Here is a 17,566-nt window from a genome sequence, read left to right on the forward strand (position 1 = left end):
CCCTCAGTCAGCCATAAAAAAACGCCCCCGGTTGTGATACAGCCGGGGGCATTTTTTATTAAAGTCGCGAAAAATTAATGCTGATGTGATTTCGGCTCGTAGTTTTTCAAATGCGCGATGGCGGTATTGATCATATGCGAATCCAGCCCGTGGCCCATGCCCGGCTGAAGATTGAGCGTACATTCACAACCTAATGATTTCAGACGTTCTGCCGCACTTTTCGACTGGAACGGATTAATCACCGGATCCTGCTCCCCATGAATGAAATGCACGACCGTACCGGCGGCAATCGGTTTTTCCGGAAGCGTTGAGAAACGTCCGCTGAACGCGATAATACGCGACGCCAGATGCTCTTCTACTTTCGTTGATTCCAGCGCCATGATGGTGCCCTGCGAGAAACCGACTAATGTGGTGTGTTCCGGCGGGACACCGGTTTTTTGCTGCCAGTCACGCACAATCTGCACAAAAACTGGCATTGCGGCATCGACACGCGGCTGACGGTTTTGCTCAGTCACACCCTGAACTGAGAACCACTGGAAGCCCCGGCCAAAATCACAGATATCCGGACTGCCGACGCTGATCACCTGCGCCTGCGGAAATGAAACAGCGAAAAATTTACCGATTTCCCCCATTGAAATCGGATTATCGCCTACGCCATGAAACAATAAAATCAGCTGATTAGCCCTTTCCTCCGGCTGCCGGACGATGATCTGTTCTGAGCTCATTGCTCTCTCCCGTTGTCGAATAATGGGTTCACTATACGCCGCCTGCCGGTCAGTGAAATCGGGTTTTATTGAACGAGTCTTTCCATTTATTGCAATGAAAGCGGGGGCTTATCCGCCCATACCCGCCTCTTTCAGTATCTGCTGCGTTTCCTCACGCCAGCGCGAAACCAGCGCTTTGCGCCCGGAAAGCCGCAAGTGTTGTACGATGTCCGCCACGCTTTTCCCTTGCTGCAAATACGCACGCAACGCCGTCAGCGGCAAATCACTGTGCAGCAAAACACGGCTGAGCGCAGGTAAACTGCTTTCCAGCGGACGATGGGCGAAGGCAAATCCGCTCAGCTCGCGCCAGTCGGCGTCATCGGGTTGTGTATCTGCAGCGATATTGAGCGGCAGAGTTAAATCCACCTGAGGTGCCAGCCAGCGCCAGTCCCGCTGAAGCTGATGCACGGCGTTGTCCGCCAGTGCCTGCCCCGCCGCGCTCAGCGGTAATATCGCCATCGCAGCATAACACCCGCTGCTGGCTTCTTTGTGCATACTCACGCGTACCAGCCGGAATCCGGTCTGCTGCCACAGAGCAGCCAGCTCCGTGGTATAACCAAAACTGACCGACAGAAAATCCAGCCCCGCCTGCTGAGCCTGCCGTTTCTGCGCCAACAATAAATGACGGGCAATCCCCTGACGACGGAATAACGGGTGCACGGCAATCCGGCTGATGCGCCGTGAACGCATGACGGCAGCCTCCGGGAACCCTGCGTGCGCGGCAAGCGACTGCGCCACCAGATTCCCGCGCGGACGCCGTCTTCCGGCCCAGACTTCCTGCGCCAGCGCTGCGCTAAGGCCGCCCTCATCCACCAGCCATAACGCGCCGGTCAGCGTATTGTTGTGCCGTGAGGCGCTGAACGTCATGCCCGGCGCATCCAGCAGACGCCGCAGATCCAGCGGCGACGTGCGGTAATGTGCGCTGGTCAGCAGGCCGTAGAAATCCTCTAACAGCACCGGTTCATTCAGCCAGTCGTCAGCATGAATCGGAAAAATTTCTGATGTACCGCGCGCCTCACCGGCCACCGGCAGATGCTCCTCAAACAGCAATAACTGGCTAATGAACGGCTCAAGCGTGTCGGATGATGACCAGCGGATGGGTGCGTTCAGACGCAGGTCATGCCACTGCGGCAAAGACGCACAGAATTTGAGTAAGAATCCGCGTCCGGTGCCTTCATATCCCTGAACCGTGGTGGTGAGCAACACGCGCGGAAAAGCCGCGATAATTTCCGACAGCATCGGGGCCGGAATGGCGGCAGCTTCATCGATGATCAGCCAGTCAACGCCGGTTACCGCGCCTTCGCGACATAAGGCAAGCAATGCATCAGGTGCGATAAAGCGGGCAGAGTCTGTTTGCTGATTAAGGATCTGGCTGGCAGAGGCTTTAGCCGGTGCGGTTACCCGGCAGGTACCCGGCCAGTGTTTGACCAGCATTCCCGCCAGTGTCGATTTCCCCCGCCCGCGCGGCGCGGTCAGCACCCACACGCCGGACTGAGCCTGCATCAGTTGTTTTAAAATCTGGGACTGCTCAGAGGTCGGCTGGCCGTCGGGTGACAGCCAGTCGGGTGCGGCAGGCAGAGGAGCAATAGTTAAAGGCTGACCCTGCCGGCAAATCGTAATGCCAGAGTCTTGCTCAAGGAAAGACCGGAAACGACGTATAAAACGCGGAGTGGGGATTGGCCGGGGTTGCTCGCTCCAGCGCAGGCTGTCCGCGTCCGGCGTGTCAGGCCAGGAATGCCATTCCGGTATCAGCAGAATCAGCCAGCTTCCGGCTTTTAATGTGCCTGAAAACGCCGCCAGTGCCTCGACATTCAGACCATAACGCGCATCAAACACACCGTGAAAAATATCCTGCCCGAGCAACGTATGTGCCGCTGAAGGCGGACAGGAAGTGACGCCGTCAGGCGGTGAATCGCTCAGCCAGAGCCAGTCACCCACACTTTGTGCAGAAAACAGAATCGCCTGTTGCTCACACCACTGCGTTGCGCCACTGAACACCAGCAAACGCCGGACGCCCAGCCGCTGCATCTGTTGCTGTAGCAAAGTGGCAGACATCTCAGGTTTTCCCGATAATCATCGATAACAGACCGGCAGCAATCAGCGGCCCGACCGGCACGCCTTTAAATAACGCCACCCCCAGCACGGTGCCCACTAACAGGCCAGCCACCAGATGCGGCTGCGTGCCCATCAGCGTCAGGCCACGCCCGCCCAGCCACGACACCAGCACACCAACCAGAATGGCAACGATGGATTTCCAGTGGAGGAAAGAATGTACAACGGTACTGGCGCTGATTTTTCCGCTGGCAATCGGTGCCATTACCCCAATGGTGAGAATAATAATACCGAGAGTCAGACCGTATTTTTCTATCCACGGAAAAAAGCTGTTCAGCGGCGTGATGCGCACCGTGAGGAGGAAAAACATGGCGATGGTGACGGCGCTGTTATGGCTGATAATGCCCAGACCGGCGAAGACAAGTAAGATCAATAGCGTTGGATCGAGAAAAGCCATGGCGTTCCCAGCGGGTCAACATGAAAATGAAAGAGAGATCCGCAGACCTCTCCGGATCAGTCACTGATTATTAAACAGTTTTTAGCAGCAAACCAGCGCTTCCTGCCACATAATCAGCGGCTGGCAAAGGTATTACACTGGTCAGGATTACCGGTATCAAACCCGCGTTTGAACCAGGTATAACGCTGCCGGGAAGTCCCGTGGGTAAAGCTGTCCGGCACCACGCGCCCCTGACTTTGCTGTTGCAGCCGGTCATCGCCGATGGCCTGTGCGGCATCCAGCGCTTCTTGCAGGTCACCCTCTTCGAGAACGTTTTGCTGCTGCATCGCATGTCCCCAGACACCGGCATAACAGTCAGCCTGTAATTCCATTTTTACCGATAGCTGGTTTACCACAGCCTGCGATGCGCCCTGTTGCAACTGGCGAACCTTGCGTTCAGTGCCCAGCAGATTCTGCACGTGATGGCCGACTTCATGCGCCACAACGTAGCCCTGTGCAAAATCCCCCCCCGCCCCGAGCTTGTCCTGTAATTCCTGATAAAAAGACAGGTCGATATAGACCGTGCTGTCCGCCGGGCAATAGAACGGGCCCATTACCGACTGGCCGGTACCACACCCGGTGCGGGTCGCGCCGCGATACATCACCAGTTTGGGCTCACGATAAATCATGCCCTGCTTCTGGAAAATGTCTTTCCAGGTGTCTTCTGTCGAGGCAAGGATCACCGAGGTGAATTTTGCCTGCTCGTCATCTTTCGGGCTGATGGATTGTGATTGTGTTTGTTGCTGCATGCCGCCGGACTGACCGCCATCAATCAGCGGCGTCAGGTCGATACCGTAATACCCGGCGACCAGCACCACGATGATGATCACGATACCGCTTTTGCCACGGATCGGCAGGCGCATTCCTCCGCCACCTAAACCGCCGCTGTTAGCTCCCTGTCCGCGTCTGTCTTCTACATTGTCGCTTTCGCGACGCCCTTGCCAACGCATAATCACCTCCAGACTGTTTTTGTAAGACTAGCCAGCACACGCGGTTAATACCATCCGCGAAGGGACGTAATTTTAGGGAAGTCAGAATTAAATGAAAGAAAGCAGGGCAGGAAGACAAAAATAAAACGCAAATAAAAGAACGGGAAGCGGTATCCGCCCCCCGTTGAGCGCCAGCGCAGACTGCGTAAACGATTGCGCAGCCTGGCTAAAAAAATAATGCGCAGCTTAGTCCAGTTTCACACCGATACGGTGAGCGACTTCTTCGTAAGCTTCGATCAGGCCACCCAGACTCTGGCGGTAACGGTCTTTGTCCATTTTGTTCAGGGTTTCTTTATCCCACAGGCGGCTGCCATCAGGAGAAAACTCATCACCGAGCACCACTTCACCGTTGAACAGACCGAATTCCAGTTTGAAGTCGACCAGGATCAGACCGGCGTCATCAAACAGTTTGCTCAGGACGTCGTTGGCTTTGTAGCTCAGCTCTTTCATGCGTGCGAGGTTTTCTTCATTCACCCAGCCAAACGTCTTGCAATACGATTCGTTGACCATCGGGTCATGCATGGCGTCATTTTTGAGGAACAAATCGAACAACGGCGGATTCAGTTCCAGACCTTCTTCAATGCCCAGACGTTTTACCAGCGAACCTGCAGCACGGTTACGGATAACGCATTCAACCGGGACCATATCCAGTTTTTTCACCAGCACTTCGGTGTCAGACAGCAGGCGTTCCATTTGGGTTGGAATACCGGCTTCTTCCAGCTTAGCCATGATGAAATGGTTAAATTTATTGTTAACCATACCTTTACGGTCGAACTGCTCAATACGCTGACCATCCAGTGCTGACGTATCGTTACGGAACTCCAGTACCAGAAGGTCCGGGTTTTCGGTGGTGTAGACGGTTTTCGCCTTGCCGCGATACAACTCAGCTAACTTTTGCATCTTTACTTACTCCAGTGGAAAAAACAGATGTAAAAAGGGGCCGGAGCCCCTTGGTATTATTTTGCGCTGCTCTGGCTAAACGCGGCCTGCATGACCGCCACCATCGCATCGTTCTGCGACTGGCTGAGAGCATGTCCTTTCGGATCAAGGAACTGCAAGCTGCTGCGGTTGTCGAGATCGCCAACCTGAAGTTTGTAATCACCGGAAGTCAGGCCCGGATCTTTCGCACCCAGTGTCTGCCATGCATCGTCATTCAGCGGTTTGTAGGTCACAGACAATGTGCCTTGCGGACGGCTGCTGTCGGTCACTTTCATGCCAGCTTTTGCCAGGGCATTTGGCAGGCGATCCCACACAACACCGTAGTTCTCACGGACAATCAGCACCGGCAGGCCGGTATCATCTGCGCCGCTCTGAACGTCAATCTCACCAACACGACGGTTGTCGAGACGCGCCTGCGTATCCTGCTGCACTTTATCCAGACTCGCCGTGATGGAGTTCATCATCTGGCTGTTGTAACGCTGGATTTCAGCGGAAGACGTCACAGCTTTATCCTGTTGTTTCAGCTCAAGCGTTTTCACCGTCAGCGCTAACTGGTAGCTCTGCTGTTTCACGCTAACCTGATAACGTCCCTGATACTGGAAGTCTTCATCCGCACGATTCCAGTCAATGAAATCAGTGGTGAGCGTCTGGTTAGCGTCATCACGGTTGGCAATTTTGAAGTTATTTTGCTCAACGGCTTTCACGACGTTATTCCACAGGTCACGGTTCTGCGCGGTGTTTTCCAACAATACGGTACTGCTGTCACCAGAGAACTGCGTCTGAGAACCATTCAGCAGCGCCAGTGGCTGGGAAGGAGGACGGATGTCGAGCTGTTTGCCCACCGCGCCCTGCATTGAGCCTGCCTGAACCTCGTATGTTCCGTTCTGCACAGGCAGAATCATCCCGACCGGCGCTTTCAGCTCATGCAAACCTGACGCATCCAGGTAGGCTTCATCGCCACTCACCTGGCGTTTGTAACGTTGATCACTTGAACAGGCAGCCAGCAGCATGATCAGGGAAACCCCGACCACTTTCGCCACGGCCGTTTTCTGCAATCGGGTCATCTGGAAACTGTTCTTGTCAAATAAAGAGGCCATCAAATCTTCCTAAGAGTTACAGCAAACCGGCGCTTTTTAATGCTTCTTCCACGACCGGACGGGCAGCATCTGTTAACGGCGTCATAGGCAGACGCATCGTATCGGTTGCCATCAAACCCAGTGCCTTACAGGCCCATTTCACCGGGATTGGGTTTGCTTCTACAAACAAATTCTGATGCAAAGGCATCAGGCGCTGATTCAGGCGACGCGCTTCGGCAAAGTTGCCTAAGGCGGCCAGCTCACAAAGTTGTGCCATCTCACGGGCAGCTACGTTAGCCGTGACGGAAATAACACCCTTACCACCGAGTTGCATAAAGTCCAGACCGCTGGCGTCATCGCCGCTCAGCAGAATGAAATCTTCATCATCAACCAGCACTTGGATCTGACTAACGCGACTTAAGTTCCCTGTTGCTTCTTTAACAGCAACAATATTCTTCAATTTTGCTAAACGCGCGATGGTCTGCGGCAACATATCGCAGCCGGTACGTGAAGGCACGTTGTAGAGAATTTGCGGCAGAGAGGTATTTTCAGCGATGGCCTTGAAGTGCTGATACAGACCTTCCTGCGTCGGACGGTTGTAATAAGGGGTGACAGTCAGACAACCAACAACGCCACTTTTTTCAAAACGTTGCGTAAGAGAAATCGCTTCAGCGGTCGCGTTTGCGCCGGTACCTGCGATAACAGGGATGCGTCCATCAGCCAGTTCCAGCGTCTGTAAGACCACGTCACCGTGCTCTTCATGGCTCAACGTGGCCGACTCGCCGGTCGTGCCAACGGAAACGATCGCCGCAGTACCACTGGACACATGATAATCAATCAGTTTTTTCAGACTCGCGCGATCGACAGCACCTTTGGTGTCCATCGGCGTAACCAGTGCAACAATACTTCCCGTAAACATTGACCTTCCCCTCCACAAACAGGTCACTCATGGTACTTTTGACACCCCTGCAAAAGCAAGCAATCAACGAGCGGTAACCGCTTGTCCGGCGGTTTTTTTTATGTTTACCTTGGGAATACTCCCAAGCACGACAGGAAGACCTATTTTGCCGCAGCCACAACAACATTATCTCGTGATCACCGCGTTAGGTGCTGATCGCCCGGGCATCGTCAACACCATAACCCGCCAGGTCAGCAGCTGCGGCTGTAATATTGAAGACAGCCGTCTTGCGATGCTCGGTGATGAGTTTACGTTTATCATGTTGCTTTCCGGTAGCTGGAATGCGATTACGCTGATTGAATCCACCCTGCCGCAAAAAGGCGCAGAGCTGGAATTATTAATCGTGATGAAGCGAACCAGCGCACATGAACGTCCGCCCATGCCTGCTACGGTTTGGGTGAAAGTGGAAGTGAAAGACTCAGCGCATCTGATCGAGCGTTTTACCGATTTGTTCGATACGCATCAGATGAATATCGCCGAACTTGCCTCCAAAACCCGCCCGGCAGATGCCAACACACCGGCGCAGTTATCGATTCAAATTACGGCGCACAGCGCAGCCAACACTGATGCGGCAATTATTGAGCAGGCGTTTCATCAGCTATGTACAGAACTGAAAGCGCAAGGCAGTATTAATGTCGTTAGTTATTCTGAGAATGAAGATAAACTGCAGTAATCGCTAAGAGATATGGAGAAAGACAATGAGCCCACTGAAAGCCGGTGACCCTGCGCCGCAATTTAGTTTGCCCGACCAAGACGGTGAACAAATTAATCTGGCCGACTTCCAGGGACAGAAAGTCCTGGTCTATTTCTATCCTAAAGCCATGACCCCGGGTTGTACCGTACAAGCCTGCGGACTGCGCGATAACATGGATCAGTTAAAAAGTGCCGGCGTTGAAGTGCTGGGGATCAGCACCGATAAGCCGGAAAAGCTGTCGCGTTTTGCTGAGAAAGAACTGCTGAACTTCACTTTGCTGTCCGATGAAGATCATCAGGTCTGTGAACAGTTTGGCGTCTGGGGTGAAAAATCCTTTATGGGTAAAACCTACGATGGCATTCATCGCATCAGCTTCCTGCTCGATGGCAATGGCAAAGTCGAGAAAGTGTTCGACGATTTCAAAACCACTAATCACCATGACATCGTGATGGCCTACCTGAACGGTAAATAACCGAAACGGTCAGAGTGTGGATACAAAAAAAGCGCAGACGCGCTTTTTTTTATTGGATACGCTCAGCATAATAAATCACCGGGTTTCGTTCAGTGATTCATCCGGCCAGACGTGAACCACAGCTTTGACCAGCGTCGCCAGCGGTATTGCAAAGAATACCCCCCAGAATCCCCACAAACCGCCAAACACCACGACAGAAAGAATAATCACCAGCGGATGCAGATTAACAGCTTCTGAGAACAACAACGGCACAATCACATTCCCGTCCAGACCCTGTACCACCAGATAGGCGACAAAAAGCGTCCAGAAATCCGCGCCCAGTCCCCACTGGAACATCGCGACAATGACCACCGGAATAGTCACCAGCATTGCGCCGATATACGGAATCAGAACCGATACACCGACCAGCACCGCCAGCAGCAGCGAATAATGCAGATCCATCACCAAAACACCAGATAAGTGGCCACACCGACGATAATCATCTCGAGCACTTTGCCGCGGATATAGTTGGTGACCTGCTGATTCATCTCCACCCAGACCTGTCCGGCCAGTCCACGATCGCGTGGCAGTATGCGACGCACGGCATTCAGCATCTGCTCTTTATCTTTAAGCAGGAAGAAGACCATCATCGGTACCAGAATCAGGTAAATCGCCAGCGTCAGTAAACCGACCAGCGAGGCCAGTGAATATTTCACCACTGATTCACCCAGACCGGATAATTTGCTGCGCATATTTTCTGCCATCATGTCGATGATGCCCGCATCCACCAGCGCAGGATAACGTTTCGGCAATGTCGCGGCGAAATCATAGAAGCGGTTCAGCATGCTCGGTAAATCAGTCATCAGGTTCACGCCCTGCTGCCAGGTCACCGGCGCAATGACAAACATACCGAGCAGTAAAATACCGGCGAAAATAATCAGCACCACGCTCACCGACAGTGTGCGGGAAAGCCCGACATGTTGCAGACGCACTGTCGGCCACTCCAGCAAATAGGCGAGCACCATCGCCACCAGAAGCGGCGCTAGGATGCCATTGAGGAAATAGAGAATGCAGAAACCTGCGACCAGAATAGCCAGCAGTGCGATAGCCTGCGGATCCGTAAAGCGACGGCGATACCACTGTAATAACATATCCAACATCAAGAAAACGCTCCTGTAATTTCGGGTCCGGCATATGCGCGCTGTTCGTTCCCTGCGCGCTCAGACACAAGTAACTATTTAAAAAGTTCGTTGTCACACAACTGTAGCTTCGGAGTGTTTTAAACTCTCACGCGGATAGCTACTATAGAGACCGGCGCAGAGAAAAGCGCAAGAAAATAACAGTCTGGCTGACTGTTCGCGAAAGAAAGGCTCGTAAAGCTCATCGGTATCGCGGTTAACTTATTGGGAAGCAAATGTTTATGGTTATGCGGTTGAAAAAAAGAGTGATTGCCCTGTGTCTGGGTAGCCTGCTCGCGGGTTCCATACTGCCCGCCGGTGCAGATGACAGTTCATTCTGGTCAACTCCCGCGGGTCCCGCAAAAAGCATTAACTCGCCCTTAGCTCCGCCGGTGAGCGACCAGTTACCGGACATCGGCACTACCGCAGGCGGCACGCTCAGTATTAATCAGGAATTACAGATGGGCGATTTTTATGTCCGTCAGATGCGCGCCAGCACGCCGCTGATTAACGATCCGCTGCTCAATCAGTATATCAACGAACTGGGGCAACGGCTGGTGGCGCATGCCTATTCCGTACGCACCCCGTTCCATTTTTTCATCGTTAATAACGATGAGCTGAACGCCTTTGCCTTTTTTGGCGGCAATGTTGTGCTTCACTCTTCGCTGTTCCGCTACACCGATAACGAGAGCCAGCTGGCCTCCGTCATGGCGCACGAAATTTCCCACGTAACCCAGCGCCATCTGGCGCGTGCGATGGAAGACCAGCAACGTAACGCCCCGCTCACCTGGGTGGGCGCGCTGGGGTCGATTCTTCTGGCGATGGCCAGCCCGCAAATGGGCATGGCGGCACTGACCGGTACCCTGGCCGGCACGCAACAGGGCATGATCAGTTTCACCCAGGGCAATGAGCAGGAAGCTGACCGTATCGGCATTCAGGTCTTACAGCGTTCCGGTTTTGATCCGCAGGCTATGCCAGCCTTCCTGCAAAAACTGGCGGATCAGGCAAGTTACTCGACCCGTCCTCCGGAAATGCTGCTGACCCACCCCCTTCCCGACAGCCGCCTGGCCGATATCCGTAACCGCGCCAACCAGATGCCGCACCCGATTGTGCAATCCTCACAAGATTATCTGATGGCAAAAGTGCGCATTTTGGGCATGTACGGTTCCGAGAGTTTCCCGTTGTCAGATGACTATCTGCAAAAACTGAGTAACGGCAATATCCGTGAACAACTGGCGGCAAAATATGGCCGTGCATTGCAATTTTACAAAGCCAAGAAGAATGATCAGGCACGGACCTTACTGGATCAGTTGCTGATACAGTATCCGGGCAATGAATGGTTGCTGGATTTAGCCACCGATAATGATATCGACAGCAAACGTGCACCGCAGGCGATTGCGCGTCTGGAACAGGCCGGTGCGGCCAGTAGTTCCAACGCCGTGCTGCAACTCAACCTGGCCAACGCTTATCTCGAAGGCGCGAAACCGGCCAATGCCATGAAAATCCTCAACCGCTATACTTTCAATTATCCGGGTGATCCCAATGGCTGGGATTTATTATCTCAGGCCGCGGCGGCGCAAGGGCTGCGCGCGCAGGAACTGGCTGCCCGGGCAGAAAGCATGGCGTTAATCGGACGTCTGGATCAGGCGATTGAGATGCTGAGCAATGCCAGCGCATTACAAAAATTAGGCAGTCTGGAACAGGCCCGTTACGATGCACGAATCGATCAGCTTCGTCAGTTACAGCAACGGTTCCGTCAGTATCAGAAAGGCTGATCCCAGGGCCAGAATGGAGGAAATCTTATGCAACACGATGTCGCAATCTATCATAATCCGGCATGTTCAAAGAGCCGCGAAACCCTGAAATTGCTGGAAGCAGAAGGCATTGAACCGGAAGTGATTTTATATCTGGAAACGCAGCCGTCTGTGGATAAGCTTAAGGAACTGCTCGGGCTGCTGGGCTTTAGCTCAGCACGCGAACTGATGCGTAAGGGCGAGCAAATTTACAAGGACATGAATCTGAAGGATGCTCATCTGAGCGAGGACGCGCTTTTACAGGCAATGGCTGATCACCCGCGGCTGATTGAACGTCCGATTGTGGTAGCCAACGGCAAGGCGCGTTTAGGGCGTCCGCCGGAGCAGGTGAAAGAGATTTTATAACCCCCCGCTTTCCGTTCGGGTTCAGCTAACGAACCCGGACATTCCTTCCCGTTACAGCCCGAGAATTTCTTTCACAAACGGGATTGTCAATTTCCGCTGCGCCGTAATAGAAGCGCGATCGAGCTGATCAAGGGTCATAAACAGCGTACGCATTTCCCGGTCGAGACGCTTAAGCAGAAAACGGCCCACGTCTTCCGGCAGTTCAAAGCCGCGCAGTTTAGCGCGTAACTGCAATGCCTGAAGCTTTTCTTCATCGGAAAGCGGCTGAAGTTTGTAGATTTGTCCCCAGTCCAGACGGGAGGCCAGATCCGGCAGGCTGAGATTCAGCTGACGCGGAGGACGATCGCCGGTAATAAACAGGCGCGTACGACCGGTTTCAAGAATGCGGTTATAGAGATGAAAAACAGCCGCCTCCCATTCATCATCACCGGCAATGCCTTCAATATTGTCGATACAAACCAGCGCCAGATGTTCCATACCGTCCAGGACTTCAGGCACAAAATAAGCGCGTTTATCCAGCGGCACATAACCGACCGCTTCACCGCGTTGTGATAATTCAGCACAAGCCGCATGCAGCAAATGGCTGCGGCCACCGCCTTCGCGTGACCAGAAATAAATATAGGTGCCGTGTTCCTGATGCAATGCGCTCTGAATGGCAGAAAGCAGAGAAGGGTTTTCCCCCGGATAAAAACTGGCAAAGGTTTCATCATCGGGAAGATAAAGTGGCAGGGAAAGCTGTGCCGGCGTATTCAGAAGCACCTCAACCAAAGCGGCATGATGACCGCAGATGTTGTCACGTCAAAAAAAAGAACTGCCGAATTCTAGCAAGGATCCGCGGTGAAATGAACTGTGCCCGGTGCAACCGCTTGCGATCCGAGCACCCGACCGGCGGGTTATGTGCCCGCCGGCCAGGGATTGACTTAAAAACGCCCGGATCAGACCGGCGGATTTTCCCGCTCATCATCAACATCAATGATCTGTTCTTCACCACGGAAAATCTCGATCACTTTGAACAACAGACTCAGGAAAATGCCCACGATCGTTGCCAGCGCCATACCTTTCAGCTCTGCCGCACCAATGTGGATCTTCGCGCCGCTGACACCGATAATCAGGATCACCGCCGTCAGGATCAGATTCTGTGCTTTGTTGTAATCAACCTTCGATTCAATCAGCACGCGGATACCGGATGCGCCAATCACGCCGTACAGCAGCAAAGAAACGCCCCCCATCACGGGCACCGGAACGGCCTGGATTGCCGCCGCCAGTTTGCCGATACAGGAAAGCAGAATGGCGAGGATAGCCGCGCCGCCGATCACCCAGGTACTGTAGACCTTGGTGATGGCCATGACGCCGATATTTTCACCATACGTGGTGTTTGGCGTTGAACCAAAAAAACCGGATAACACGGTCGACAGGCCGTTAGCCAGCATCGAACGGTGCAGGCCAGGATCACGCAGCAAATCTTTCTTCACAATGTTTGCCGTCACAACCAGATGCCCGACGTGTTCGGCAATAACAACCAGCGCCGCAGGCAGGATCGTGAGGATAGCGACCCATTCAAAACGTGGCGTATAGAAGGTTGGCAGCGCGAACCAGTGCGCGTTTTCAATGGCAGAAACATTCACCACGCCCATGAAGAACGACAGCGCATAACCCACCAGCACGCCAATCAGGATCGGGATAATCGCCAGGAAGCCGCGGAACAATACGGAACCGAGAATAGTCACGGCCAGCGTCACCAGCGAAATGGTAATGGTGGTGGAATCCACCGCAGCGCCATCAGCAGGCAGCAACCCCGCCATGTTCGCCGCCACACCCGCCAGCTCCAGCCCGATAACGGCTACAATTGCGCCCATTGCCGCCGGAGGGAACATCACGTTAATCCAGCCAATCCCGGCTTTCTTAACAATCAGCGCCACCAGACAAAACAACAGACCACAGGCAATAAAGCCGCCCAGCGCCACTTCATACCCCATCGGCAACAGCAACAGCACCGGAGAAATAAACGCAAAACTTGAGCCGAGGTAGGCGGGTATCTTCCCTTTACAGACAAATAAATACAGCAAAGTCCCTATGCCATTGAACAGCAGCACTGTTGCCGGGTTGATCTTGAACAGAATAGGCACCAGAACGGTGGCACCAAACATGGCAAACAGATGCTGGAAACTCAGGGGAATCGTCTGCAGCAATGGCGGACGTTCGCTTACCCCGATGACACGACGGGTCATGAATGTGATCCTCTCAAAGGTGTTTGTGATGTTGTGTTAAACAGAACCTTTTGCTCTGCATAATTCGGGTTGCAGAAAGGCGGCCAATCCGTAAGCCCCGGAGGCACAGATAATTATGCGCTCAGGGTGAACAGGCACAGCCAACGCATCCGCAGCCTGAAGTATGACGAGCAAAAAAAAGCCGACTTCTCAGTCGGCTAATAACTTATTTCGTACCAAATATCTTGTCGCCCGCATCACCGAGCCCCGGGATGATGTAGCCTTTATCATTGAGCCCCTGATCCACCGAGGCGGTGTACAGCTCAACGTCCGGGTGCGCAGCTTCCAGAGCGGCGATCCCTTCCGGTGCGGCAACCAGCACCAGGACTTTAATACTCTGGCAGCCAGCTTTTTTCAGCAGGTCGATGGTCGCAATCATAGACCCCCCGGTCGCCAGCATCGGATCAACCACCAGAGCCAGACGTTCTTCAATGTTAGAAACCAGCTTCTGGAAATACGGCACAGGTTTCAGGGTTTCTTCATCACGGTATACGCCGACTACGCTGATACGCGCGCTTGGAACGTGCTCCAGTACGCCTTCCATCATGCCCAGACCGGCGCGCAGGATAGGCACTACGGTAATTTTCTTGCCTTTGATTTGATCAATTTCGACCGGGCCATTCCAGCCTTCGATCGTCACTTTTTCAGTTTCTAAATCGGCAGTCGCTTCATACGTCAGCAGACTCCCCACCTCAGAAGCCAGTTCGCGAAAACGTTTCGTGCTGATGTCATTTTCACGCATCAGGCCCAGCTTGTGTTTCACCAGCGGGTGTTTCACCTCGACGATCTTCATTATTTATTCTCCTAAGGTGGTTGAGCTGCAAAAAAAAATCGCGAGATTATAACGCCATTTTTTTTGAACGCCATACCAAATAGCCTGATCTGGATCATCACTAACCCGGTTAGAGTATAGACAGCCTAAAATCCCTCATCGAATAAGGCGCTCGCAAACGTTTGCTTGCACTGTTAGAATTGCCCCGCTTTATTCTTCAACCACCAACCCAAACCGCCGTGGGGACTTCGCAGTGACCGACAAAACCTCTCTCAGCTATAAAGACGCAGGCGTAGATATCGATGCCGGTAACGCATTGGTAGACCGCATTAAAGGTGTAGTAAAACAGACTCGCCGCCCTGAAGTCATGGGTGGACTGGGCGGTTTTGGTGCCCTCTGCGCGCTGCCGCAAAAATATCGTGAACCCGTGCTGGTATCGGGTACCGACGGCGTTGGCACCAAGCTGCGTCTGGCGATGGATTTGAAACGCCACGATACTATCGGTATCGACCTGGTCGCGATGTGCGTCAACGATTTGATCGTTCAGGGCGCCGAACCCCTGTTCTTCCTCGATTATTACGCTACCGGCAAACTGGACGTCGATACGGCTGCCAGCGTGATCACGGGTATCGCAGAAGGCTGTAAACAGTCTGGCTGTGCGTTAGTTGGCGGTGAAACCGCTGAAATGCCGGGCATGTATCACGGCGAAGATTACGACGTGGCAGGCTTCTGCGTGGGCGTGGTGGAAAAATCAGAAATCATCGACGGCAGCAAAGTGGCTGACGGGGATGTGCTGATTGGTCTGGCCGCCAGTGGCCCGCATTCTAACGGTTATTCTCTGGTGCGCAAAATTCTGGAAGTCAGCAAGACCGACCCGGAAACCACCGATCTGGCAGGCAAACCGCTGGCTGATCATTTGCTCGCACCGACCAAAATTTACGTGAAATCGATCCTGAACCTGATCGAAAACGTGGATGTTCACGGCATCGTCCATCTGACCGGTGGCGGCTTCTGGGAAAATATCCCCCGCGTATTGCCGGACAACACGCAGGTGATTATCGATGAATCAAGCTGGCAGTGGCCGGATGTCTTTACCTGGTTGCAAACCGCCGGTAACGTCAGCCGTCATGAAATGTACCGCACCTTTAACTGTGGTGTCGGCATGCTGGTGGCACTTCCTGCAGAACTGGCCGATCAGGCGATTGCATTACTGAACGATAACGGCGAAAAAGCGTGGAAAATTGGCTACATTAAAGCCTCTGATGCCGCTGAACGCGTGATTATTGAATAAAACCAGTAAAACAACTGACTGATGACGGGTAGGAAAATGAAAAGGATTGTGGTTCTGGTATCGGGCGAGGGAAGCAATTTACAGGCCCTGATCGATGCCTGCCAGCAGGGACGAATCAATGCAACGCTTTGTGCGGTCTTCAGCAATAAAGCAGCGGCATACGGGCTTGAAAGAGCCCGTTCAGCCAATATTCCCGCGCATGCGCTGGATGTTAAAGCCTATGAAGACCGTGCGGCGTTTGACGTTGCGCTGGCCGATGCTATCCAAAGTTACCAGCCTGATCTGGTGGTACTTGCCGGTTATATGCGTATTCTGACCGCTGAATTCGTCCGGCGCTTTGCCGGTCGCATGATCAACATTCACCCTTCCCTGCTGCCAAAATATCCGGGTCTGCATACACACCGTCAGGCCATTGAAAATCAGGATGCGGAACACGGGACATCCGTGCATTTCGTGACTGAAGAACTCGACGGTGGTCCGGTAATTTTACAGGCTAAGGTACCGGTGTTTACTGAGGATACCGAAGAAGATCTGATCGCCCGCGTGCAAACGCAGGAACACAGCATTTATCCGCTGGTGGTCAGTTGGTTTGTTGAGGGACGTTTGTCGCTGCAAAACGGCCAGGCACTGCTGGATAACCATCCACTTTCTGAACGTGGATACGCGGAAGATTAATCTGCCATTACATCATGATTTCACTATAAACCGGCCACGTGCCGGTTTTTTATTTTCCGTTATTTGACATTTGTTTACATTTCGCCCGATATAATGCCCGTCCCGGTGCACGTTTAAACGTCGTTTGTGCGCCGACCTTCATCTGAACCACGGTTGTTTCAGATTTTATATTTACGAAGGTTACCCTCATAAAACGGCTTGTATAGTTGAGGAACACCCCATGTTTAGCCATAACAGCGTCAGATTACGTCCACTGGAAAAGGACGACCTGTCGTTTGTTCATCGTCTTGATAATAACGCCAGCATCATGCGTTACTGGTTTGAAGAACCTTACGAGGCCTTCGTCGAACTGACCGATTTGTATAACAAGCATATCCATGACCAAAGCGAGCGCCGCTTTATTATCGAATTCGAAAGCGGACCGGTCGGCCTGGTCGAATTGGTGGAAATTAATCATATTCACCGCCGCGCGGAGTTTCAGATCATTATTGACCCGCAGCATCAGGGCAAAGGCTTTGCCGGTGATGCCGTCCGTCTGGCGATGGATTATGCCTTCTCCGTGTTGAACCTCTACAAACTGTATTTAATTGTGGATAAAGAAAACAAAAAGGCGATCCATATTTACAGCAAATTAGGGTTCGAGCTTGAAGGGGAACTGAAACAGGAATTTTTTGTGAACGGCGAATATCGCAGCGCCATCCGCATGTGTATTTTCCAGCCTCAGTTCCTGGCGAAATACAAAACCAAGCCTGCTCAGGTCAAACCTGAATCTCTGGTGGGTGCCAGCGCGATTTAATTTAGCGCG

Annotated in this window: 17 protein-coding genes and 1 pseudogene; 7 read left to right on the top strand and 11 right to left on the bottom strand. The window is 53.0% G+C overall.

What is annotated here, in order from left to right:
• Nucleotides 1–74: 74 nt before the first annotated feature.
• The 7 genes from ypfH to dapA all read right to left on the bottom strand — a co-directional run bounded on the left by ypfH (nucleotide 75) and on the right by dapA (nucleotide 7,235).
• Nucleotides 75–725, bottom strand: coding sequence for an esterase (ypfH, locus tag J1785_RS25045; RefSeq protein ID WP_129955587.1), 651 nt, complete (start codon nucleotides 723–725; stop codon nucleotides 75–77).
• A 108-nt stretch (nucleotides 726–833) separates the two neighbouring features.
• Nucleotides 834–2,819, bottom strand: a complete 1,986-nt coding sequence (locus tag J1785_RS25050; protein ID WP_217220971.1) for a tRNA(Met) cytidine acetyltransferase TmcA — start codon at nucleotides 2,817–2,819, stop codon at nucleotides 834–836.
• A gap of 1 nt (nucleotide 2,820) precedes the next feature.
• Nucleotides 2,821–3,273 carry a DUF441 domain-containing protein gene (locus J1785_RS25055; protein ID WP_129955589.1) on the bottom strand — a complete coding sequence of 151 codons (453 nt, stop codon included), beginning with the start codon at nucleotides 3,271–3,273 and terminating at the stop codon, nucleotides 2,821–2,823.
• 113 nt (nucleotides 3,274–3,386) lie between these two features.
• Nucleotides 3,387–4,262 (bottom strand): KPN_02809 family neutral zinc metallopeptidase, encoded by an 876-nt coding sequence (ypfJ, locus tag J1785_RS25060; protein WP_217220972.1) that lies wholly within the window; start codon nucleotides 4,260–4,262, stop codon nucleotides 3,387–3,389.
• A 225-nt stretch (nucleotides 4,263–4,487) separates the two neighbouring features.
• Complete coding sequence (purC, locus tag J1785_RS25065) at nucleotides 4,488–5,201, bottom strand: phosphoribosylaminoimidazolesuccinocarboxamide synthase (protein WP_015698209.1); 714 nt, start codon at nucleotides 5,199–5,201, stop codon at nucleotides 4,488–4,490.
• 56 nt (nucleotides 5,202–5,257) lie between these two features.
• Complete coding sequence (bamC, locus tag J1785_RS25070; protein ID WP_217220973.1) at nucleotides 5,258–6,337, bottom strand: outer membrane protein assembly factor BamC; 1,080 nt, start codon at nucleotides 6,335–6,337, stop codon at nucleotides 5,258–5,260.
• Between the two features lie 16 nt (nucleotides 6,338–6,353).
• Nucleotides 6,354–7,235, bottom strand: coding sequence for a 4-hydroxy-tetrahydrodipicolinate synthase (gene dapA / locus J1785_RS25075; RefSeq protein ID WP_013576553.1), 882 nt, complete (start codon nucleotides 7,233–7,235; stop codon nucleotides 6,354–6,356).
• Nucleotides 7,236–7,380: 145 nt separating this feature from the next.
• Between dapA and J1785_RS25080 the strand changes: the two genes are divergently transcribed.
• Nucleotides 7,381–7,947: a glycine cleavage system transcriptional repressor gene (locus J1785_RS25080; RefSeq protein WP_129992281.1), complete on the top strand. Its 567-nt coding sequence runs from the start codon at nucleotides 7,381–7,383 to the stop codon at nucleotides 7,945–7,947.
• A gap of 25 nt (nucleotides 7,948–7,972) precedes the next feature.
• On the top strand, nucleotides 7,973–8,440 hold the full coding sequence (gene bcp / locus J1785_RS25085) for a thioredoxin-dependent thiol peroxidase (RefSeq protein ID WP_015698249.1): 468 nt from the start codon (nucleotides 7,973–7,975) through the stop codon (nucleotides 8,438–8,440).
• Between the two features lie 75 nt (nucleotides 8,441–8,515).
• On the opposite strand, the pseudogene J1785_RS25090 reads toward bcp, so the two are convergent.
• A pseudogene (locus J1785_RS25090) lies at nucleotides 8,516–9,579 on the bottom strand (AI-2E family transporter).
• Nucleotides 9,580–9,839: 260 nt separating this feature from the next.
• Here J1785_RS25090 and bepA point away from each other — a divergent pair.
• Entirely contained in the window at nucleotides 9,840–11,372 is a 1,533-nt protein-coding gene (gene bepA, locus J1785_RS25095; RefSeq protein ID WP_217220974.1) for a beta-barrel assembly-enhancing protease, read from the top strand.
• A 27-nt stretch (nucleotides 11,373–11,399) separates the two neighbouring features.
• Nucleotides 11,400–11,756 carry an arsenate reductase (glutaredoxin) gene (gene arsC / locus J1785_RS25100; RefSeq protein ID WP_129955595.1) on the top strand — a complete coding sequence of 119 codons (357 nt, stop codon included), beginning with the start codon at nucleotides 11,400–11,402 and terminating at the stop codon, nucleotides 11,754–11,756.
• 51 nt (nucleotides 11,757–11,807) lie between these two features.
• On the opposite strand, the gene hda is transcribed toward arsC, so the two are convergent.
• The 3 genes from hda to upp all read right to left on the bottom strand — a co-directional run bounded on the left by hda (nucleotide 11,808) and on the right by upp (nucleotide 14,816).
• Nucleotides 11,808–12,515 (bottom strand): DnaA inactivator Hda, encoded by a 708-nt coding sequence (gene hda / locus J1785_RS25105; RefSeq protein WP_013576559.1) that lies wholly within the window; start codon nucleotides 12,513–12,515, stop codon nucleotides 11,808–11,810.
• Between the two features lie 176 nt (nucleotides 12,516–12,691).
• Nucleotides 12,692–13,984 carry a uracil permease gene (gene uraA, locus J1785_RS25110; RefSeq protein WP_129955596.1) on the bottom strand — a complete coding sequence of 431 codons (1,293 nt, stop codon included), beginning with the start codon at nucleotides 13,982–13,984 and terminating at the stop codon, nucleotides 12,692–12,694.
• A 205-nt stretch (nucleotides 13,985–14,189) separates the two neighbouring features.
• On the bottom strand, nucleotides 14,190–14,816 hold the full coding sequence (gene upp, locus J1785_RS25115; protein WP_013576561.1) for a uracil phosphoribosyltransferase: 627 nt from the start codon (nucleotides 14,814–14,816) through the stop codon (nucleotides 14,190–14,192).
• 232 nt (nucleotides 14,817–15,048) lie between these two features.
• Between upp and purM the strand changes: the two genes are divergently transcribed.
• The 3 genes from purM (at nucleotide 15,049) to speG (ending at nucleotide 17,557) form a co-directional block, all read left to right on the top strand.
• A complete protein-coding gene (gene purM, locus J1785_RS25120) occupies nucleotides 15,049–16,086 on the top strand; it encodes a phosphoribosylformylglycinamidine cyclo-ligase (protein ID WP_129955597.1) in 1,038 nt (345 codons plus the stop codon).
• 36 nt (nucleotides 16,087–16,122) lie between these two features.
• Nucleotides 16,123–16,761 (top strand): phosphoribosylglycinamide formyltransferase, encoded by a 639-nt coding sequence (purN, locus tag J1785_RS25125; protein ID WP_129955598.1) that lies wholly within the window; start codon nucleotides 16,123–16,125, stop codon nucleotides 16,759–16,761.
• 220 nt (nucleotides 16,762–16,981) lie between these two features.
• Nucleotides 16,982–17,557, top strand: coding sequence for a spermidine N1-acetyltransferase (speG, locus tag J1785_RS25130; RefSeq protein WP_129955599.1), 576 nt, complete (start codon nucleotides 16,982–16,984; stop codon nucleotides 17,555–17,557).
• Nucleotides 17,558–17,566: the final 9 nt, after the last annotated feature.

The organism is Rahnella perminowiae, from assembly GCF_019049755.1.
Classification (GTDB): Bacteria; Pseudomonadota; Gammaproteobacteria; order Enterobacterales; family Enterobacteriaceae; genus Rahnella; species Rahnella perminowiae.